Source organism: Actinoplanes sp. NPDC023714 (genome assembly GCF_040639855.1).
Taxonomy (GTDB): domain Bacteria; phylum Actinomycetota; class Actinomycetes; order Mycobacteriales; family Micromonosporaceae; genus Actinoplanes.
The window spans coordinates 231486-251729 of the sequence record NZ_JBFAAR010000005.1 but is presented as its reverse complement, the minus strand read 5'-3'; the positions used below and the strand labels follow the sequence as shown (position 1 = coordinate 251729).

18 protein-coding genes are annotated in these 20244 nt (G+C 70.8%); 6 read left to right on the top strand and 12 right to left on the bottom strand.

All coding sequences use genetic code 11. The annotated features are described in order from the left end of the window. The first annotated feature begins 6 nt into the window (after nucleotides 1-6). Nucleotides 7-1119: a globin domain-containing protein gene (locus AB0G10_RS23975; RefSeq protein WP_360925651.1), complete on the top strand. Its 1113-nt coding sequence runs from the start codon at nucleotides 7-9 to the stop codon at nucleotides 1117-1119. On the opposite strand, the gene AB0G10_RS23970 is transcribed toward AB0G10_RS23975, so the two are convergent. Continuing rightward, entirely contained in the window at nucleotides 1116-2645 is a 1530-nt protein-coding gene (locus AB0G10_RS23970; RefSeq protein WP_360926445.1) for a peptide deformylase, read from the bottom strand. The two genes, AB0G10_RS23975 and AB0G10_RS23970, sit on opposite strands and share 4 nt — an antisense overlap. Nucleotides 2646-2972: 327 nt before the next feature. Between AB0G10_RS23970 and AB0G10_RS23965 the strand changes: the two genes are divergently transcribed. After that, the gene (locus tag AB0G10_RS23965) at nucleotides 2973-3689 is read left to right on the top strand and encodes a hypothetical protein (protein ID WP_360926442.1); all 717 of its coding nucleotides are present in this window, start codon (nucleotides 2973-2975) and stop codon (nucleotides 3687-3689) included. A gap of 8 nt (nucleotides 3690-3697) precedes the next feature. Here AB0G10_RS23965 and AB0G10_RS23960 read toward each other — a convergent pair whose 3' ends face one another. The 4 genes from AB0G10_RS23960 to AB0G10_RS23945 are packed head-to-tail and all read right to left on the bottom strand — an operon-like array spanning nucleotide 3698 to nucleotide 9264. Beyond that, nucleotides 3698-5050: a DUF4407 domain-containing protein gene (locus AB0G10_RS23960; protein ID WP_360925649.1), complete on the bottom strand. Its 1353-nt coding sequence runs from the start codon at nucleotides 5048-5050 to the stop codon at nucleotides 3698-3700. Beyond that, on the bottom strand, nucleotides 5040-6416 hold the full coding sequence (locus AB0G10_RS23955) for a hypothetical protein (protein WP_360925646.1): 1377 nt from the start codon (nucleotides 6414-6416) through the stop codon (nucleotides 5040-5042). Before AB0G10_RS23955 ends, AB0G10_RS23960 begins: the two co-directional genes overlap by 11 nt. A gap of 9 nt (nucleotides 6417-6425) precedes the next feature. After that, complete coding sequence (locus AB0G10_RS23950; RefSeq protein WP_360925643.1) at nucleotides 6426-8537, bottom strand: hypothetical protein; 2112 nt, start codon at nucleotides 8535-8537, stop codon at nucleotides 6426-6428. Beyond that, entirely contained in the window at nucleotides 8530-9264 is a 735-nt protein-coding gene (locus AB0G10_RS23945) for a hypothetical protein (RefSeq protein WP_360925641.1), read from the bottom strand. Before AB0G10_RS23945 ends, AB0G10_RS23950 begins: the two co-directional genes overlap by 8 nt. A 465-nt stretch (nucleotides 9265-9729) precedes the next feature. On the opposite strand from AB0G10_RS23945, the gene AB0G10_RS23940 reads away from it, so the two are divergent. Next, nucleotides 9730-11049, top strand: coding sequence for a WD40 repeat domain-containing protein (locus tag AB0G10_RS23940; RefSeq protein ID WP_360925638.1), 1320 nt, complete (start codon nucleotides 9730-9732; stop codon nucleotides 11047-11049). Between the two features lie 48 nt (nucleotides 11050-11097). Here the strand turns inward: AB0G10_RS23940 and AB0G10_RS23935 are convergent, their stop codons facing one another. The 3 genes from AB0G10_RS23935 to AB0G10_RS23925 are packed head-to-tail and all read right to left on the bottom strand — an operon-like array spanning nucleotide 11098 to nucleotide 13495. Beyond that, nucleotides 11098-11880, bottom strand: coding sequence for an ABC transporter permease (locus AB0G10_RS23935; protein WP_360925635.1), 783 nt, complete (start codon nucleotides 11878-11880; stop codon nucleotides 11098-11100). After that, complete coding sequence (locus AB0G10_RS23930; RefSeq protein WP_360925633.1) at nucleotides 11877-12812, bottom strand: ATP-binding cassette domain-containing protein; 936 nt, start codon at nucleotides 12810-12812, stop codon at nucleotides 11877-11879. The genes AB0G10_RS23935 and AB0G10_RS23930 overlap by 4 nt, the downstream gene beginning before the upstream one ends. Nucleotides 12813-12832: 20 nt before the next feature. Then, a complete protein-coding gene (locus AB0G10_RS23925; RefSeq protein ID WP_360925630.1) occupies nucleotides 12833-13495 on the bottom strand; it encodes a DUF4097 family beta strand repeat-containing protein in 663 nt (220 codons plus the stop codon). A 221-nt stretch (nucleotides 13496-13716) separates the two neighbouring features. On the opposite strand from AB0G10_RS23925, the gene AB0G10_RS23920 reads away from it, so the two are divergent. Beyond that, a complete protein-coding gene (locus tag AB0G10_RS23920) occupies nucleotides 13717-14484 on the top strand; it encodes a helix-turn-helix domain-containing protein (protein WP_360925627.1) in 768 nt (255 codons plus the stop codon). Here the strand turns inward: AB0G10_RS23920 and AB0G10_RS23915 are convergent. Continuing rightward, nucleotides 14477-14893, bottom strand: a complete 417-nt coding sequence (locus AB0G10_RS23915; RefSeq protein ID WP_360925624.1) for a DUF1801 domain-containing protein — start codon at nucleotides 14891-14893, stop codon at nucleotides 14477-14479. The two genes, AB0G10_RS23920 and AB0G10_RS23915, sit on opposite strands and share 8 nt — an antisense overlap. Before the next feature lie 224 nt (nucleotides 14894-15117). Between AB0G10_RS23915 and AB0G10_RS23910 the strand changes: the two genes are divergently transcribed. Then, complete coding sequence (locus AB0G10_RS23910) at nucleotides 15118-17253, top strand: helix-turn-helix domain-containing protein (RefSeq protein WP_360925621.1); 2136 nt, start codon at nucleotides 15118-15120, stop codon at nucleotides 17251-17253. Here the strand turns inward: AB0G10_RS23910 and AB0G10_RS23905 are convergent. The 3 genes from AB0G10_RS23905 to AB0G10_RS23895 are packed head-to-tail and all read right to left on the bottom strand — an operon-like array spanning nucleotide 17186 to nucleotide 19402. Further along, a complete protein-coding gene (locus AB0G10_RS23905; protein ID WP_360925618.1) occupies nucleotides 17186-17581 on the bottom strand; it encodes a hypothetical protein in 396 nt (131 codons plus the stop codon). The genes AB0G10_RS23910 and AB0G10_RS23905 overlap by 68 nt on opposite strands. 58 nt (nucleotides 17582-17639) lie before the next feature. Next, nucleotides 17640-18314 carry a response regulator transcription factor gene (locus tag AB0G10_RS23900; protein ID WP_360925616.1) on the bottom strand — a complete coding sequence of 225 codons (675 nt, stop codon included), beginning with the start codon at nucleotides 18312-18314 and terminating at the stop codon, nucleotides 17640-17642. Then, the gene (locus AB0G10_RS23895) at nucleotides 18311-19402 is read right to left on the bottom strand and encodes a sensor histidine kinase (RefSeq protein ID WP_360925613.1); all 1092 of its coding nucleotides are present in this window, start codon (nucleotides 19400-19402) and stop codon (nucleotides 18311-18313) included. Before AB0G10_RS23895 ends, AB0G10_RS23900 begins: the two co-directional genes overlap by 4 nt. A 103-nt stretch (nucleotides 19403-19505) precedes the next feature. Here AB0G10_RS23895 and AB0G10_RS23890 point away from each other — a divergent pair, with 103 nt between their 5' ends. Beyond that, the gene (locus tag AB0G10_RS23890; RefSeq protein WP_360925610.1) at nucleotides 19506-20243 is read left to right on the top strand and encodes a hypothetical protein; all 738 of its coding nucleotides are present in this window, start codon (nucleotides 19506-19508) and stop codon (nucleotides 20241-20243) included. Nucleotide 20244 lies beyond the last annotated feature (1 nt).

The window sequence follows — 20244 nt, the reverse complement described above, 5'->3', positions numbered from 1 at the left end:
GAATGCATGGGAGACCTCGCACGCTTGCTCAAGGAGAGCTGGAGCCTCGTCGAGGAACATCAGGACAAGGTGGCCGGCTATTTCTACGCCCGCATGTTCCTGTCGCGCCCGGATCTGCGTGATCTCTTCCCGGTGCACATGGACGTGCAGCGCACCCGGCTGCTGAACGCGATCGTGACGGCCGTGCAGACGATCGAGGACCCGGAGCGGTTCGACGACTACCTGCGCGGGCTGGGGCGGGACCATCGCAAGTTCCACGTGGAACCGGAGCACTACGAGGTCGTGGGCGGGGCATTGATCGAGGCGATGCGGTCCTTCGCGGGCGAGCAGTGGGGTGTCGAGTACGACCAGGCGTGGGCCGACGCGTATGCGGTCATCGCCTCGAAGATGCTGGCGGGCGCGGACGCCGACCCGAACCCGCCGTACTGGTACGCCGAGGTGGTGGCGCACGAGCGGCGGTCCCGGGACATCGCGGTCTTCACGGCGCTGCCGATGCAGCCGCTGGAGTTCCGCGCGGGCCAGTATCTGAGCATCGAGTGCTCCAAGTACCAGCCGCGGCTCTGGCGCACCTATTCACCGGCGAACGCGCCGAGGCGCGACAACACCCTCGAGTTCCATGTCCGTGCGGTCGGCGCCGGGTGGGTTTCCAGTGCATTGGTACGCCGCCTGCAGGTCGGCGACATGATCAAGGTGGCCGCGCCGATGGGGAACATGACGCTCGACCGCCGCTCCACCCGGGACGCGGTCTTCGTGGCCGGCGGCACCGGCCTGGCGCCGATCAAGTCCCTGCTCGAGGAGCTGACCCGGTACAACCGGACCCGCTGGGTGCACGTCTTCTTCGGCGCGCAGACCCGGGAGGATCTGTACGACCTGGCCGACCTGAACCGGCTCGCCGCGCGGTACCCCTGGCTGTCGGTGGTGACCGCGTGCAGCGACGACCCGACCTTCCCCGGCGAGCAGGGCAACATCTCCGACGTGGTGGCCCGGTACGGCCCGTGGCAGGAGCACGACTTCTTCGTCTCCGGCTCCGGCCGGATGGTGAAGGCGACCCTGAAGACGCTGGCCGAACTCCAGGTCCCCTCGGTGCGCGTCAAGTACGACAGCTTCACCGACGCCTAGTAGTCCCAGGGGCGCCCGGTCTGCTGGTACTGCGCGACCGGCACGAGCTTGGCGTCCGGCGTCATCCGGTCCACGTAGAGCCGGCCCTCCAGGTGGTCGATCTCGTGGCTGATCAACCGGGCCAGGGCCCGTTCGAACCGGGTGACCACCCGCGTCCCGTCGAACCGCGCGTGCTCCACGTCGATCCGCAACGGCCGGGTCACCAGGCCCCGGTAGTCGAAGAACGACAGGCACCCCTCGTACTGGTCGTCGCACTCGCCGGACTCGCCGACCACCCGGGGGTTGAGCAGCACGACCGGCTGGACGTCGTACTCCGGCGGCTGGACCACGGCGGCCGCGACCGGCACGCCGATCTGGGTGGCCGCCAGGCCGACGCCCTTGCTGAACTCGTGCAGGTCGTGCAGCCGGCCCAGGGACGTGAGCAGCCGGGTCACGGTCTCCTGGGCGGCGTTGCCCTCGCGCGGGAGTTGAAAATGGCGGGCCCGCTGCCGCAGCAGATCGGATCCGCGCTGGATGATGCCGATGCCCCTCATCCGGTGCGAGGCACGTGGCAGGGCCGGCTCCGGCGGCCCTATCTCGTCGTAGATCGGAGCGTCGGCGCCGCGGTACCGCCATTCCAGACGGTATCGGGCGTTGAGCAGGGGCGCGTCGGTTGACCACTCGAAAATGGCGCGACCTCCCTCGTTGCGGCGTTCCAGCGGGGTGCGGACGGGCACCTCGGCGGCGAGGGACGCCTCCACACCCCATACCTGCGGTTCGAAGTTCTCCGGGAAGTCGAGCCGGACGGTGAGCGACCGGGTCGGCAGGCGGACGGCACGCTGGAACCACTGCCCCCACTTCTCCTCGCCGACCGTGTACGCGTACTCGATCGTGGTCCGCTCGCCGGGGTAGAGCGGGAACTGCCCGCGGTCGTTCGCGAAGAGCAGCCAGATCTCCTTGGCCGCGTCCCGGTCGAGCTTGACCCGCCACTGCATCGGCTCGGCGGCGTTGCCCTCGCCGGCCAGCGCGCGCACGTCCATCTCGTCGAAGCTGAGCGGGTTGTCGCGGTGGTGCCGGTTCGAGCCGGCCGGGTCGTGCGGGTACCGATCCACCGCGATCTTCACCAGATAGCGGGTGACCGGCTCGACTCCGGCGTTGTAGAGCGCCCGGCGTACGTGGCAGCGGTAGGCTCCGTCGGTGTACGCCAGTTCGGCGACCTCCTGCTCGACGACCAGCCCGGTTCCCGGTGGCAGCCACTGGACCGGCACCGGAGGGTCACGGTGCAGGACCGAGCCGCGGGCGTGCCGGAGTTCGTCGTACTCCTGGAAGCGTTGCCAGATCATGCCGCCGGCGCCGAGCACCGCCTCGGCTCGGCGGGCGAAGTCCTCCGTGGGCTTGTGGCGACGCCCCTCGACGTGGCTGACATAGGAGGGATCGAAGCCCATGCGCGCGGCAAGCTGCTTCTTGGTCATTCCGCGCTCGACCCGCCATTGCGCAAGCGCCGTAACGAACTGATCTGCGGCCCGTTCAATGGGCGAGGTGGTCATCACGGATGTCCCCTTCGCGACGGCACGTTAAGTGTCGCTGGCTCTCCGTGTCCACAAGGTGCTAGTAGCGCGTTGCCGACAGATACCTTGACGAATCCGACAGGGCGGCAACGCTACGTAAAGTGATCCTCGCCGAGGGTATTCGTCCGAAAGATCCCGCTCGTCGGTGTGGTTAGGCTACCCTTAACCGGGTACGGTGGGTCGCCTGAGACCTCTTGAAAGTCATTCCGGCGAGGAGATGCGGTGCCCGTGAGCAGCACCCTTGAACTCACCCGGTCGCGGCTCACCGATCAGCCCCTCGCTCCGGTGACGACCACGCTGCGTGCGATGTTCGGCACGAGCTCGGAAATACCGGGCCTCGCGCCCGACCTCGTCGTGCCCGACCTCGCCGGTTGGTCGCCCGCCGCGCGGCTCACCGACGTGCACCTCGACACGCTGCTCGGCAACGCCTCCCGCCGCTGGAACGCGCAGCCGCACGCCGCCGCGGCGCTCGCCTGGAAGGCGTACACCTACTGGCTCACCCTCCCGGCCGTGCTCGGCTGGGCCTCGGCGCGCCGCGTCCCGCTGCTCACCGCCACCGACGCGGTCATGCACTTCGACGACCCGCGCCCGCTCGTCACCCTCGGCATGCGCCCGGACACCACCGTCGCGGTGCTGCCCGGCGACCCGCTCGCGCTGATCGGCCACCCGCAGGTCCGGGTCGTCGCCGACGAGGATGCTCTGCTGGCCGAGTTCCGCCGCTCGATCTACGACGAACACCTCGAGCCCCTGCTCGACGCGATCCACGACCGGGTCCGCCTCGGCAAGCGCACCCTCCTGGGGTCGCTCGCGTCCGGCATCGCCTACGGCGTGCTCCGCTCGGCCGACGCTCTCCCCGGATCGTCCGCGGAGAGCATCGACCGGCTGCTCGGCACCCTCGGCGTGCGCGACCTGATCGAGCTCTACCCGAGCCACCAGGGCAAGCTCGACGTGCGCCGCAAGACCTGCTGCCTCGCCTTCACCCTGCCCAGGCCGAAGGTCTGCCCGGGCTGCTGCATCAAATGACCGGCTGATCAGTCGCTCATCTCATCGGCGTACCGTTTCGCCCGGCGGTCGATCTCGGCGTCCAGATCCTCGTCGTACTGCTCGCGGACCAGGCGGCTCTGCGTGTCGATCGTGTCCATCGCCGTCTTGATCGACGCCGCCTCCTTGTGCTCGGCGTAGTCGAGGCTCAGCCCGTGGAAGCTCTGGCCGGTGCGGAGCTGCCGGTTCACCAGCCGGTCGTACGAGGTGGAGCCGCCCAGCATCTTGGCGAGCACCGGGAGGCTGTCCACCACGATGAGCAGGATGCGGACCAGCCACTGGGCCGACCACACGAAGCCGCTCTCCTCGGAGAGGCGCTCCAGGCCCTTCGCCTCGTCGATGATGTCGATCTTCCCGAACTGCCCCTCGAACTGGGCGACCTTCGCGTCGATGCCCTTCTCGATGGTCTGCGCGTAGGTCTGCTGGGAGTCGCCGAGCTCGAGGCTCAGCGTCTCGATCTGCTGATCCAGGGACGCGATCTTCTGCTGCCGGCCCGGGAGGTCGTTCTGCGCCTCGAAGTCGTCGGCCACCCGCCAGGCCTGCTTGCAGAGCGGGCCGTCACCCCGTACCTGTGAGGTTGATCCACCGTCGATCTTGCGGCCGGTGCACTCGGCCTGGGCGAGATCCTGCTTCTCGGTGAGCTCGGCGGAGAGCCGGCGGTACTCCTCGCTCAGCTCGGTGCGCTGGGCGGTGAGCGACGCGACCTTCGCCTGGGTGCCGGCCGGACCCTGGAGGGTGAGCTGGTGCTCCTTGCACTCGGTGAGGGCCGTCGTGTCGGCGCCGTCCACCGGGTTGCACTTGGTCCACAGGCCCCGCTCGGTCCCGGTCAGCTCCTGCCGGTGATGTTCGACCTCGGTGTGGATCGCGGGGTGGAAGATCCAGAGGACGAGCGGCTCGGCGATCACGCAGCCCAGCAGCACCGCCATGATCAGCCGGGGGATGAACATGAACCACCGCCCGGCGCCGAGCGCGCCGTGGCTGCTCGACACCATCCAGCTGTCGATGGTGAGCACCAGCAGGCCCCAGAAGATCGCCACCGGGATCACCAGCGGCCACGGCACGTCGACCACCCGGGTGAGCGCTGTCCACAGCGAGATCGCCGCCATCAGGGCGGTGTTGACGACGATGAGGCCGAGCCGGGTGTAGCGGGCACGCTCCTCCGGCACCCAGTCGAGGATCTGCTCGCGGACGCCGATCAGCCGCCGCGCCAGCAGGGAGATCGTGGTGGTGTCGGCCGCCTCCGGGCGCCGGTAGAGCGCCTCCCGGAGCGGTACGGCGGCCCGGCCGGCCGGCGGCTCGGTGCCGCGCGGCTTCGACAGGTCGACGGTGACGTCAGCGACCATCGCCGTCATCCTCCTCGGCGTTGTCGAGGTCCGGCAGCCGCACCGCGGCGTCGTCCTGGTCGGTGCCGGCGTCGTCGTCCCCGGCCGCCCGGAGCGGGGCGGCCGGCGCCGCGCCCGGCAGCTCGTCGTAGTTCACCGAGGCCACCGCCGAGACCGTGCCGCCGGAGATGTCCGAGACCAGCTTGTCGACCTGCACGTTGATCATGTCGAGGTGGCCGTGCTTGGCCAGCTCGCGCAGTACGTCCAACTGCATCTCCAGCTGTTTCTGCCGGTCCTCGCGCAGTTCCCGGCGCCGGTCCCGGTCGTCCTTGCGGTCCTCCCGCTTGTCCTCGAGCCGTTCGGCGCGGTCGGCGGCCGCCTGCTCGGCCCGCTGCTGCCGGGCCCAGGCGAGGGCCTGCCGCTCGTCGTCGCGGTCCAGCGCGAACTGCTTGCGCTGGTATTCGAGCTGGTCCCGGTCGGCGGCGGCCTGGCGCTCGGCGAACTCCTTCATGTCCCCCTGGCCCTTGGCCTCGGCCAGCAGCGACGCGCGCACCGGGTCGGAGCCGACGGACTCGTAGGTGAGGTGGGCCTGGTGCCGGACGAAGTCGAGGTCCTCGGCCGTCATCCGGTGCCGGGCGCGCTGCTCGCGGTGCTGCTGCGAGATGCCGTGCTCCTGGTCCTCCTGCTCGGTGACGTACCGGGCGCCGCGCCGGCGTCCGGCCATGTCCTGCGCGTGGATCTCGTCCTCGATCTCGGCGCTGTGGTGGTGCCCGGCCTGCTGCCGCTGGAGCAGGTAGGACGCCTCGGCCTCGCGCCGCTTCTGCTCGTAGACTCCGAGCTCCTGCGGGGTCAGCACCTCGACCCCGACGAACCGGACATCCATGCCGTTGATCTCCGGCGCCTTGACCTCGGTGTACGCCCGGATCCGCGCCGTGGCGTCGCGGCGCAGCGCGTTCAGGTCGCTCATCCGGTAGTTCAGCGCGAGATGGCCGAGCTTGCTGTCGCGCCGCAGGTAGGCGAGCACGGCCGAGGACGCCTTGATGTCCTCGCGCACGACCCGGGCGGCGTCGGTGACGGTGCAGGCGAACGTGACCCGGACGGTGAAGTCGCTGGCCTCGGCGGAGGGGATCTGCAGCTCGACGGTGACCGGGACGTCCCGGCCCACGTTGACGAGGCTGACGCTGTCGGCGCGGACCACGGCGTCGTCGTCGAGCCCGAGCTCGCCGCGGTTCACCACGTGGCGGCCCTCGACCCGGTACACCCACACCTCATGGGGATCGGCCTTCGGCAGGTCGGCGGCCGCGCGGCGCTTCCTGCCCAGACCGAAGAGACCGCCCTTCTGCGCGTCGTCCAAGGCGACGCTGCGGACCAGGGGATAGGCGGACATGTTCACCTCTCAACTCGCCTTGCGGCGGTAGTGACGCCCGATCACCTGGAGCAGGATCCGGGCCGGGGAGCTGGTGGGCTTGGTGCGGTTCGACGACCGGCTGTCCACGATCCGCAGGTGTTCGTAGAAGGAGCCGATCTCGCCGGGCGGCAGCGCCGAGACCAGGGCCTCGCCGAGCGCGTTCGCGAACGTGACCGGATCGTCGGTGATGTGCCGGAGCCGGTTCAGGCCGTGCCAGAGCGCCTGCAGGACCACCTGACGGTGCGGCCGGTAGCAGATCGCCTCGGCCCAGAGCCGGGCCACGAGGGGCAGCCGCTTCGGGTACTTCACGAGGTAGAGGAAGGTCGCCGGCACCTGCTGCCGGTTCTGCCGCATGACCAGGACCTCGACCAGCACCTGCCGGGCGCACATGGTGATCCGCCGGTCGGCGGGCCGGCGCGGCGGGCGGCGCAACTGCTCGTCCAGGGTGGTCAGCACCTTGCCGGCGCTGCCGGTCTCGAGCAGCGTCCCGAACAGCACCGCCATCGCGTAGCAGGCCTCCTCGAAGCCCTGCGCGGCACTGAAGATCAGCTGCCAGAGCTGGCGGATCGACTGCGCCGGATCGCAGGCGCCGAGGATGCCGCTGTACGCCATGGCCGCGGCCCACCGCTGGCTCGGGTCGCCGTGGTTGGCCCACTGCTTGGCGACCTTGAGCGCGGTCGGCTGGGTCTCGTCCCGGAAGCACATCGCCCAGAGGACGAAGACCGCTGTCGTCTGGCCGGCCGTGTAGATCTCACCCTTCGACCACGGCGTCAGGTAGGCGAGCTCCACCTCGTCGAAGTCCGAGGCGGCCAGCTCGGCCAGCCCGATCGCGACCTCGGCGTCCGGCTGGTTCAGGACCAGGCCGTGCAGCCACTGCGCGATGGCGTTCCAGAACGGCGTCTCGTACCGGCGGGTCAGTTCGGCGAGCACGTGCCGCCGGTAGCTGTCGTTGCGGAAGACCAGCACCCGCCGGTCGCTCGTCGGCCCGGCGATCCGGCGCTCGCAGACCAGGCCCTCGTCGGTGTGCAGGCGGCTGCGGCGGTCGAGGATCCGGCCTCCGGCGTCCTCCGCCTTCCTGCTCTTGGCGCTCGGCGGAGTGATCGCGCCGTGCTCCTTGAGGCACGCCTCGAGGCCGAGGCGCAGCGAGTCGAAGTCGCGGTAGATGACCGCGCCGAGGAACGCCACGGTCGCGACGTCGAGGATCGCCGACTGGTCGGTCCGGTGCGCCTCGAACCACTCGCCGACCCGGCGGGCCGAGGTCTCCGTGAGCTTGTCCAGCGCCACCTCGGGCTCGACGCCCTTGCGGATGGCGCGGAGGGTGGACGTGACGTCGGCCATCGAGCACTCGGCGTCGAAGTGGCCGGCGATGACCTCGAGCATCTCGTCGGAGAGGTCCCGGTCGGCGAGGTGCGCGCGGCAGACCGTACGGGGGTCGGGCCGGCTCCAGCCGATGTGGGCGACCGCGTCGATCCGGGCCGAGGCGGCGGTCACGGTCGTGACGACGAGGTGGGCGCCGGCCTTGCGGACCTGGTCGCGGACCGTGCGCCACTGGAAGTCGACGTCGCCGCCGGCCCGCCCGTCCACGCGGTCGACGATCAGGTAGCCGTACCCCTTCACGTAGTTGAGGGAGGCCAGCTCCTTCAGGTCGCTGACCGAGGACATGATGACCAGCTGGCCGGTGGTGACCTCGCGGAGCAGGTTGATCGCGCCGGTGCGCTTGCCGATCCCGTTCGCGCCGCAGATGGTCACGACGTGGTCGGTGGCGAGCCGGCCCAGGGCCTCGTCGAAGCTCTCCGGCCGGCAGAAGAACTCCGCTTCGGTACGGACTTCGTCATCGTCGATCTTGCCGGTGGCGGATCGGAGTCGCGCCCGCCGCTGTTCCGGGCTCTGCTGCTGGCCGATCGTCCCGGCCTCGACCGCGCCCAGGAAGACGTTGAAGACGTCGGCCATCTTCTTCGTGTCCCGGGACTTCGGGTCCGCGGTCGGCTTCGTGTCCCTCGGCCTCGGGTCCGCGGGCTCGGCGGCGCCGGAGCGGGTGGTGGCCGCGTCGGTGACGTCGGCGGTGCTCGGGCCGGAGTGCTCTGCCTCTTCCTCAGCCACGGTGGTTCACCTGCATGCCGATGACCTCGGCGGTCACCCGATCGTGGAAGTTGCTGATCACCTCGGCGGACTGGGCGGGCATGTCAGGCGTTCTTCCGGGCCGGTCGGGCGGGGTCTCGGCGGCCGTCTCCAGGTCGACGGCCCGGATGTCGGCGCCGGGGACGTGCAGCCAGGCGTCGTCCCGGTACTCCTTGACCCGTACCCGCACCTTCCGGAACCGGGCGGGCCGCACCGAGGTGTGGCCCTGCGCCACGGTGTCCAGGTAGACGCGGTTCGAGAGGATCACCACGAGACCCGCCTCGGGGAGGGCGTCCTGCAGCGCCTTGGCCGGCGCGCAGTCGCAGAGCCGGCCGACCACCACGGCGCCGGCGCCGGCGAAGCCGCTCGCGGCAGGCTCGACGACGCCGTTGTGGATGGCGAGCCGGAGCCGCATCCGGGCCTCGTCCCGCCGGTCCTCGTTGTAGTCGGCCACCCGGTCGGCGAGCGCCCGGACGAAGTCGTCGATCAGCACGCTCTCCGGCTCGTCGGCCGGCAGCACCGCGAATTCGCCGTCCCCCGACTGCTGCCGCTGCCAGGCGGCGCGTCGCAGGCCGGCCGCCTCGGCGCTGTCGTCGAGGAGGTCGATCAGCCCGCGCTGCATGGCGACCTGCCGCCGGCCGTCGGCCGCACCATAGCCGCGAGCGTCGACGGAAAGTAATGGCCGGCGACCGGCGGTGCGTCCCCCCACGGCAATTCCCCACCCTTCGTGATTTCCCCTCGGAATTCGAGGCCGTGCATTCCCGGGAAACCGTTCCGAGGCGCGACCGAATGGTGACGATCGGGGCCTCGCCGGGTGCGCATGAGATGTTGCCGTGTGTGTTTCCTGCCCGAAACCGGTGATTCGACCACCTGGAAAAGACGGACAGAGCGCACCAGGCAGCCAGGAAGAGGCAGCGATCGGACAGTCGGGGGATGGCGAGGGGTACGGTCGGTCGACCGTTTCCGGCTCGGTCAGAGAAATGGAGTCGATTTCACGTTCACGGCTGCTCAGGTCGTACGTGAATAATGTTTTTGAAATGGCGCCGACAAGCATGAATCGCGCGGGGGCGAAACGGTGGTCGTCGCTCCATGCCGCTGTCCGCGAGGGCCTCGGCCGGATGAACGGTCGGGAAGAAGCCGAAAAACGTGCGCAAATGGTGGATACCGTGCCGGAGTGACTACCAAGGAAGATCGCTACACACGCCGTGTCGTCGTCGTGGCCCTGGCCGGGATGGTCGGACTCACCGCCTTCACCGGCCCGCAGGCCGCGCAGGCCGCTGAGGTGAGCCAGGCGCAGACCGCGCCCGCCGCTGCCGCGAGCCAGGTGCGGTCCGCCCAGGTCGCGCCCGCCGCTGCCGCGAGGCAGGCGCAGGTCGCGCGGGCCGTGTCGGCCGCCGGGGCCGGTCGGGATCTGACCGCCAGTGCCCGCCGTCTTCTGCCGGGTGCGGATGGGCTCATCGCCGTTCGCCCGGACGGCAAGGTGTTCGCCACGGTGAGCTACCCGGGCGACAAGTCCGACAAATCCGATAAGGGCGACAAGGCCGGCGAGGGCGACGGCAAGGTCCGGCTGTGGAAGACGTCAACCGGGCGGAAGGGCGGCCCCTCGCTCGCGACCGAGACCGGCCACATCAACGCGATCGCGTTCAGCTCCGACGGCAAGCTGCTGGCGGTCGCGGCCGACCGCGGGATCTCGCTCTGGGACCCGGTCACCGGGGAACAGTCCGGCCCGCCGCTGAGCGGTCATGCCGGTGCGGTGCGCTCGGTCGCGTTCAGCTCCGCCGGCCAGCTGATGGCCACGGCCGGCGACGACGGTACGGCCCGGGTCTGGGACGTCACGACCGGGGACCTGCTGCGCACCCTGAAGGGGCACCCCGGCGCGGTCCGGTCGGTGGTGTTCAGCCCGGACGGCGACCGGATCGCGACGGCCGGCGCCGGCGAGGACAACACCGTGCGGCTGTGGCTCACGCACTCCGGCCGGGCCGTCGGGCCGGCGCTCGTGGCGAGCCCCGGCCCGGTGCACGCGCTGAGCTTCAGCCCGGACGGGAAGGTGCTGGCGGTGTCCGGCGGCAGCAACGTCGTACGGCTGTGGAACGGCATGAACGGCAGGCCCGCGGGTGAGCCGATCGTGACGAGCACCGGTCCGGTCTACGCCCTCACGTTCGCGATGGGCCGGAAGCTGCTCGCCACCTCCTCGGGCGGCGACAACACCGTGCAGCTGTGGAACACGGCGACCCGGCTGCCGGCCACCCCGCCGCTCGCCGGGCACACCGGGCCGGTGCGTGCCATGCGGTTCGCCCCGGGCGGGAAGTGGCTGGCCACCGGCGGCGACGACGGGACCGTGCGGCTCTGGGACACGGCGACCGGCACGGCCGCCGGGAAGCCGCTGACCGCCCACGAGGGCGCGGTCTGGGCGCTGCGGATCAGCCCGAACGGCAAGCGCCTGATCACCGCGGGCGAGGACGACAAGGCCCGCCTGTGGAGGGTCACCGCCTGAGCACGGCGAAAGGCCGCCACCCGCGGGTGGCGGCCTTCTCCATGGGAGCTACTTCGGGTCGCTGTTGAACTTCGCGGTCGCCCAGAAGTAGCCGAGCACCGCCAGCCCGACGCTCCAGGCCACCGTGAGCCAGCCGTTGTGCCCGATCTCGCCGCCGAGCAGCAGCCCCCGCAGGGTCTCGATGGCCGGCGTGAACGGCTGGTACTCGGCGATCGGCTGGAACCAGCCGGGCATCGACTCGATCGGCACGAACGCGCTGGAGATCAGCGGCAGCAGGATCAGCGGCATCGCGTTGTTGCTGGCCGCCTCGGCGTTCGGGCTGACCAGGCCCATCCCGACGGCGATCCAGGTGAGGGCCAGGGCGAAGAGCACGAGCAGGCCGAACGCCGCGAGCCAGTCGAGGGCCGTCGCGTCGACGGACCGGAACCCGATCGCCACCGCCACGGCGCCGACCAGGACGACGCTCAGGACCGACTGGATGACGCTGCCGATCACGTGCCCGACCAGCACCGAGCCGCGGTGGATGGCCATCGTCCGGAAGCGGGCGATGATGCCCTCGTTCATGTCGTTGGCGACCGAGACCGCGGTGCCGATCACCGTGCTGCCGACGGTCATCAGGAGCAGGCCCGGGACGATGTACGCGATGTACTCGGCCCGCCCGCCGCCGAGCCCCGCGCCGAGGGCGTCGCCGAATATGTAGACGAAGAGCAACAACAGCATGATCGGTGTGAGCAGCAGGTTCAGTGTGAGCGACGGATACCGGCGCGCGTGGAGGAGATTGCGGCGGAGCATCGTGGACGAGTCGCGGACGGCGAGGGACATGGTGCTCATCGGGAAACCTCCGAAGGCTGAGTAAGGGCGAAGAAGACGTCGTCGAGGTCGGGCGTGTGCACGGTCAGCTCGTCGGCGTCGATGGCCGCCGAGGCGAGGATGTCGAGGATCGAGCGCAGGTCCCGCTGGCTGCCGCCGCTCGGGATCTGCACGGAGAGCGAGTCGTCGTCGCCGGTCGCGGCCGGCAGCGCGGCCAGCGCGTTCCGATAGGCGACCGGGTCGTGGAAGCGGAGCCGGACGTGCCCGCCCGGGACCAGCCGCTTCAGTTCGCCGGCGGTGCCCTCGGCGACGATCCGGCCGTCGTGCAGGACGGCGATCCGGTCGGCGAGTTCGTCGGCCTCCTCCAGGTACTGGGTGGTGAGGAAGACCGTGACGCCGTCCGCGACGAGCTCCCGGATGATCTGCCACATGTTGTGCCGGCTGCGCGGGTCGAGCCCGGTGGTCGGCTCGTCCAGGAAGATCACCCGCGGGCTGCCGACCAGGGTCATCGCGATGTCGAGCCGGCGCTTCATGCCGCCCGAGTAGGTCGAGGCGGGTTTCTTCGCGGCCTCCACCAGGTCGAAGCGTTCCAGCAGCTCGGCGGTGACCCGGCGGCCCTCGGCGGCGGACAGGTGGTTGAGGTCCGCCATGAGCAGCATGTTCTCCTCGCCGGTGATCAGCCCGTCGACGGCCGAGAACTGGCCGGTGACGCCGATCGTGCGGCGTACCGCCCGGGGGTCGGCGGCCAGGTCGTGACCGCCGACCCGGACGCTGCCGGCGTCCGCGGAGATCAGGGTGGAGAGGATCTTCACGGCGGTGGTCTTGCCGGCCCCGTTCGGGCCGAGGAGAGAGAAGATCGTTCCTTCGGGTACGGAGAGATCGACGCCGTCGAGGACTACCTTGTCGCCGTACGCCTTGCGGAGGCCGGTGGCGGAGATGGCCGGTGCGGTCATGACTGTGACTCCTTCGGAGGTCAGAGGCTGTGGGCGGCGATGTCGCCGACGGTCGTGGTGGCGCGGATGGTGAGCCGCACGTCGCCGTCGTTCTTGAGGCTGTTCGTGATGCGGCCGGTCACCGTGCCGGCGTCGAGGGCGGCCGAGACACCGGCGGCGGCGCCGACCGTGATCGAGCCGGCCTGGGTGCGGAGGACGACGTCGCCGCCGGCCGCCTCGGCGATCCGGATGTCGCCCTGCGCCGTGGTGATCTCGGCGGAGCCGCCGAGCCGGCCGATCGTGACGTCGCCGGCCGAGGTGGTGACGCGGACGCTCGCGGCCTCGTCTACCTGGACGCCGCCGTGCGCGCCCTCGTAGACCAGGTCGCCGAGCGGCCCGGAACCCCGGAACTCGGCGCTCGCCACCTTCGTCTCGACCCGCGAGCCGGCGGGCAGCCGGACCGTCACGTCGACCGAGCCGGACGGGCCGAGGACCCGGTTCGCCTCGGTGGTCTCGATCCGCAGGACCCCGTCGGTGAACGCGACCCGGGTCTGCTCGGCGGCCTTCACGTCGCGGCTCTTCGCGGCGTCCAGCGGCAGGACCTCGACGGTGGCGCCGGCCCGGTCGGCGGCGACGATCCGGACGGTGCCGGCGGCGATCTCGAGGATGGCGGTGACGGCGGTGGTGGTGTCGAAGCTCTTCACTGTTCTCTCCTGTGCTCGTTGTTTCCGATATGGGAAAAGCTACGTTGCGTTCACGGATTGAGCAACAAGTTTGTTGCTCTAAACGAGTGATAGAGCAGCTCAGCGCGCTGAAATCATTGCAATGGTTCTAGATTCAAAGCAATGACCATCATGCGTACGTTGCAATGGAATGAAGGTGAACGCTATGCTCGACGCACGCCACTCAAGTGAAGGGGACCGCGATGCCGGGAGGCAGGCTCACGCAGCAGGAGCGCCAGCAGATCGCGCTGGGGGTGGCCGACGGCCTCGCCTACGCGGAGATCGCCAGGCGTCTCGACCGTCCTACCTCGACGATCACCCGCGAGGTGATGCGCAACGGGGGTCCGGCGGGCTACCGCGCCGACCTCGCCCACCGGGCCACCGAGCGGCGCGCCCACCGCCGCGGCCAGACCGCGTCCCGGGGCGGGCAGGCGGCGCGGCCGGCCGACGGGCGGGACACCGAGGCCGTCCGGGAATACGAGGAGCTGTTCACCACGTACCTCATGCAGTCCGGCCTGCCGAAGATGATGTCCCGGCTGCTCGCCAGCCTCTACATGACCGACACCGGCAGCCTCTCGGCGTCCGAGCTGGTCCAGCGCCTGCAGGTGAGCCCGGCGTCGATCTCCAAGGCCGTCGCGTTCCTGGAGAGCCAGGAGCTGGTCCGGCGGGAGCGCGACGAGCGGCGCCGCGAGCGCTACGTCGTCGACAACGAGCTGTGGTACCAGTCCTCGATCCAGAGCGCCAAGGCGAACATCGAGCTGGCGAAGCTGGCGCGCCAGGGCGTCGGCGTCTTCGGCTCGGGCACGCCGGCCGCCGTGCGGTTCGAGAGCATCGCCCGCTTCCTCGACTTCCTCGGCGAGAGCATGATCCGGGCCGCCGAGCAGGCCCACGAGATCCTCTACACGAAGCCCGCAACGGAGGACGGGCCGCCGCCCGAGGGCGACGACCCGTCCACGCGGAAGGTCAGCTGAGCGCCTGCTCCAGCAGGGCGACGATCTTCGCCTCGGCAGCGTCGTCGAGGGCGGCGATCGCGAAGTAGGTGGGCCACACCGTCCCGTCGTCCAGCCGGGCCTCGTCGCTGAAGCCGAGGATCGCGTACCGGGTCTTGAACTTCGTGCTCGGCTGGAAGAAGCAGACGGTCCTGCCGTTCCGGGCGTAGGACGGCATGCCGTACCAGAGCTTCGAGGTCATCTCCGGCGCGTGCTCCTTGATCAGCTGGTGCAGCCGCTCGCCGATGGCCCGGTCGAAGTCGCCCATCTCGGCGATCTTCGCGAGCACCTCGGGCTCGGCGTCGCCGCGGCGGCCCTTCAGCTCCCTGGCGCGCTGCTTCATGGCGTCGCGCTCGGCGTCGGTGAATCCGTCGTAGGTCTTGGTGGTCATGGTGGAACCCCTTTCAGAGCTTGGCGGCGGCGTCCCACACCTGATCCGGCACCGGGTCGTGGTCATCGCGTCGCTGACAGGAGAAGTCGCTGACGGGAGAAGAAGACCACCGCGGAGGGGCGCGATGCGCGGCCCGTGGGACACCGTGGGACACCGCAACGATCGTGACCTGCGGAAAGGTCGGGCGATCCGGATGCGTGGGCCGGGACGGTACGGTGTTCCACGTGCCCGGCCCGCAGGAGAAACTGGTCGAACAGCTCACCCGGATCAAGGAACTGAGCGGTCTCAGCCTGCGCGCCCTGGCCCGCGACTCCGGCCTGAGCAGCTCGTCGCTGTCCCGCTACCTGAACGGGCAGCTCGTCCCGCCGTGGGAGGCCGTGGTGGCGCTCTGCCGCTCGGCCGGGCGCGATCCCCGGCCGCTGCGCGCGATCTGGTCCGAGGCTTCGAAGGCCGGTCCCGCCCCGCCGCCGCGGCGCAACGATCTTCCGGCCGACCTGTTCGACTTCACCGGCCGGCAGCGGGAGTCCACTTCGGTCGAGGAGCTTCTGCGTACGGTCGGAGCGGCCGCTCTCGACGGCATGGCCGGCGTCGGCAAGACGAGCCTGGCCGTGCACGTGGCGCACCGGCTCGCCCCGGCCTACCCGGACGGCGGCCTCTACCTGGACCTTCAGGGCTTCACGCCGGGCCAGGAGCCCCTCGAACCGCAGGCGGCGCTGGCCCGGCTGCTCGGCGCCCTCGACGTCACGCACCCGCCGGTGAGCCTGACCGAGCGGGCCGCGCTCTGGCGGTCGGAGCTGTCCCGCCGCCGGGCGCTCGTCGTGCTCGACAACGCGGCCGACGCCGAGCAGGTGCGCCCGCTGCTGCCCGGCGCCGGCCGGTCCGCGGTCCTGATCACGAGCCGGTACCGCCTGGTCAGCCTCGACGGGGTGCCGCCGGTCTCGCTCGAACCGCTCGACGGCGAGGACGCCGCCGGCCTGTTCAGCAAGGCGGCCGGGCTGGAGAGCCGGGCCGCCGGGCCGGCCGGCGACGAGGACGTCGACCAGGTGCTGCGGCAGTGCGGCGGGTTGCCGCTTGCCCTGCGGATGGCCGGCGCGCGGCTCCGGCATCGGCCAGGATGGACGGTCGCGGTGCTGGCCGAGCGGATGCGCGACGCCACGAACCGGTTCGACGCCGTCTTCGGCATGTCCCTGCGGCAGCTCGACGCGGTGCAGCGCCGCACGTTCCGGCTGCTCGGCGTGCTGCCCGGCACGGACTTCGACACGGCCGTGGCCGGCGCGCTCACCGGCATGCGGCCGGCCCGGGCCGACGAGGCGCTGGAGGAGCTCGTCGACGCCCACCTGCTGCGGGAGATCGCGCCGGGCCGCTACCGGATGCACGACCTGATCAGGCAGTACGCCGCCGAGCTGGCGGCCGAGGAGGAGCCGCTGGCGGAGGCCGCGGTACGCCGGGTGCTGACCCACTACCTCGACCGGGCGCGGGAGAGCGAACCGGCGTGGTTCGACAGCGAATACCCGAACCTCGTGGCGGCCGTCGACGCCGCGGTCCGGCTCGGGATGGACGAGGTGACCGCGGAGCTGCCGCGGACCATGCGCGTCTGGTTCTTCCGCCGGCGGGGCACCGACGAACAGGCCCGGCTGCTCGAGGCCGCCGAGGCCGCCGCGGGCCGGCTCGGCCGTGACGATCTCCGCGCCGAGCTCCTCTCCGACCTCGGCTGGACCAGGGCCGCCGCGGGACGCGTGAACGAGGCCGTGGCAGCGTACGAAAAAGCGGTCGAGATCTCGAACAGCCCGGCTCTTCAACTGCGGCTCGGGCTCGCCCGGCGCGACCTCGGCGACTTCGAGGCGGCCCGGGACCATTTCCGCGAGGCGAAGGAGGGGCCGGGCAGGTCTCAGGCGCTCGCCTTCGAAGGCTGGGTGACGATGCGCCTGGGGCGGCGCGACGAGGCGATCGAGCTGGCCCGCGAGTCACTGGCCCTGGCCGGCGGCCCGGCGAGGATCACCGGCCTGGTCACGCTGGGGCTGGCCGAGGCCGAAGAGGCGCCGATCCACGAGGCCCTGCGGATCGCCGAGGAGAACGATCTCCGGCATCACCGGGCCTGGTGTCACAACCAGCTCGGTGTGGTCCTGCGGACCTCGGGTGATCCGGAGAAGGCGCTGGTGCACCACGAGCGGGCTGCCGAGCTGCTGGAGGGTCTGGCCGAGGTGCAGATCGAGATCGACTGTCTGCACGAGCACGCCGCGACGTGTCGTGCGGCCGGCCGGACCGCCGAGGCGGCGGCCCTGACCGACCGGATCATCGGGCTCGCGAGGGAGCTGAATCGTCCGCACGACGAGCGCCGTGCCCGTGCGGAAGCAGCATAGGGACGAGCATCGCCGGGAACATCAGGATGTGCCCGAGGGTCATCAGCGTCCCGCCGGAGATCAACCCCATCCAGTACGGGACCAGCAGCACCACGAACGGCACGTACATGGCGGCGCACATCGCCACGATGTGCCGCCCGGAATGCCGCCGGATCCGCATCCAGATCGCCATCCCGATCGCCATGTTCGTCGCCATGACCATGGCCGACACGTCGGCGCGGCTGTCGTGCGCGGGCCACACGAAGTCCCACAGTGGAGCGAGCGCGACCATCCCGACCAGCATCGCGACGACCATTTCGACGTAGTGGAGGACGAATCGAAGTCTCATGACCCGAGGATCGCGGCCGGGCTCCCCGCTGTCGGGTGCCGATGGTCACGGTCAGGGGTCATGATCCAGGTGTGACCAGTCCCAGCGCCTGGGCGCGCAGCGCGGCCTGGGTCCGGTCCCGCACGCCGAGCTTGCCGAGAACGCTCGTGACGTGGTTCTTCACGGTTCCCTCGGCGAGGTAGAGCTCCCCGGCGATCTCCCGGTTGTTGCGCCCGGCGCAGACCAGCCGCAGCACCGCGAGCTCCCGATCGGTCAGCGGCACGACGAGCGGCTGCGGCGCCGGCGCGGCCGCGGTGTCCGAAGTGGAGAGCCTGGTGAACTGGGCGATGACCTTGGCGGCCACCGACGGCTGCAGCACCGACTCGCCGCGGGCCGCCGCCTGGACCGCCTCCAGCAGGCGCGCCGACGAGACGTCCTTCAGCAGGTAGCCGACCGCCCCGGCGCGCAGCGCGGCGAAGACGTCCTCGTCGTCGTCGAACGTGGTCAGGGCGATCACCCGCACCGACGGATGCTCGACCCGGATTCGCCGGGTCGCCGCGATCCCGTCGAGCACCGGCATGCGCAGGTCCATCAGCACCACGTCGGGCCGGAGCTCGGCGACCCGGTCCAGCGCCTCGGCGCCGTCCGCGGCCTCGCCGACCACCTCGACGCCGCCGGACGCGCCGAGCAGCACGGCCAGGGCCTCCCGGAAGAGCGCCTGGTCGTCGGCGAGCAGGACGCGTACCGCTGTCATCCGGGCACCTCCATGACCAGCAGCGATCCGCCGCCCGACGCCGGTTCGAGGGTGACCGTGCCGCCCAGGTGCGCGGCCCGTTCCCGGAGCCCGAGCAGGCCGAATCCTCCGGGTGCGGGTTCGGCGCCGACCCCGTCGTCGCGGACCTCGAGGCGGACGAGGGCGGGCCGCGAGTAGTCGAGGCAGAGCTCCGCACGGCTGGCGCGGGCGTGCCGGCGTACGTTGGTGAGCCCCTCCTGGGCCGCCCGGAACAGCGACTCCTCGGTCTCCGGGGACAGTGCTCTGCCCGTACCCCGCACCTCCACCACGGTGGGCACCCCCGCGGCGGAAGTCTCGGCAGCCAGCGTGCCCAACGCCTCGGAGAGAGGCGCCGCCGGACGCTGCTCACGCAGCGCGCCCACCGATCGGCGCACCTCGCGCAGAGCCTCCTCGGCCTGGTCCTGCGCCTTCGCGAGCATTTCGCCGGCGCGATCCGCGTGCGGCGGGAGCACGGCCCGGGCCGCCTTGATCTGCATCTGTACGACGGTGAGCGCGTGCCCGAGGCCGTCGTGGATGTCGCGCGCGACCCGGTTCCGTTCCTGCACGGCGGCGAGCCGCTCCACCTCGATCGCGTAGGTCCGCAGCCGCTCGTGCGCCTCGGCCAGCGCGGCACGGGCCTCCTGCTCACGCACCAGGAGCTTGGTCACGACGGCCGCGAAGATCGCCGCGGCGAGCAGGCCGAGCCCCTCGCGCAGGCCCTCGTCGAGCGCCATCCCGGCGTGGAAGAGCGGCAGCAGCAGGACCACCACGGCGACGGCGGTGATCGGGAGCAACAGCACGGTCTGGCTGACCAGGACGACCAGCAGCAGGGTCGCCCCGAGCGAGGCGTCCGAGACCACGAAGACCGCATAACCCACGAGGAACAGGACCACGACGTACGCGTAGTGCCAGCGCTCGCTGCGGCGGGCCACCCCGCCGAAGCCGAACGTGGCCATGACGAGGAACAGCGCGGCCGGGATCAGCGACGCGGCGGAAGCGCTGCCACCCGCCACGTCTATCAGCACGGTCAGGAACGCCGCGACGGTCAGCACGGTCATCGCCGCTTTCACGGATCCACTGTGATTCACACCCGTATCGCAGGTCAATGAGGTTGCGTCGGAACCGTACCGTCCTATACTCCGACGGCCCCTCCTCTCGATCTTGGGATTCACCATGAAATCTGTACGCGCCCGTGCCCTCGCCGCGCTGCTCGCGACCGTTCCGGCCGCCGGTCTCCTGATCGGGGCCGCCCCGGCGCAGGCCGCCCTCACCGTGAAGGTCACCAAGGCCTCGCTCAGCAAGAACGCCTTCGTGCTGAGCAAGAAGGCCGGCTGCACCAACGTGACCGCCACGGCGACGCTGAGCGCGCCGCTGCCGACCGCCGGCCTGCTCTACAGCGGCGTCGGCGTCGACCTCTACGCCGGCACCGCCGAGGACGCGACCACCAGCAAGGAGCTGACCCGGGTCGGCACCTCGAACACCTACAAGGGCGCCTTCCAGGTCTGCGGCAAGTACGCGCCGGGTAAGTACAGCGCCGCGTTCTACGGCGGCACCGTCGACAAGAACGAGAAGGTCGAGCTCACCAACATCGTCGTCAAGCCGCTCACCATCAAGCGGCCGTCGAAGGTGACCCTGAACGCCTCGCCCGAGCCGGTGAAGAAGGGCAAGAAGATCACCGCGAAGGGCACCCTCAAGGTCGACGGCAAGGTGCTGGCCGGCGCGAAGGTGAAGATCTACTTCAAGAAGTCGGGCGCCAAGTCCTACACCCTGAAGGCGACCACCACGACGAACAGCAAGGGCGTCTTCAGCAAGAAGTTCACCGCCACCAAGAGCGGCACCTGGAAGGTCGCCTACGCGGGCACCGGCACCAAGGCCACCGCGTCGGCCACCGACGCCGTGAAGGTCAAGTAAC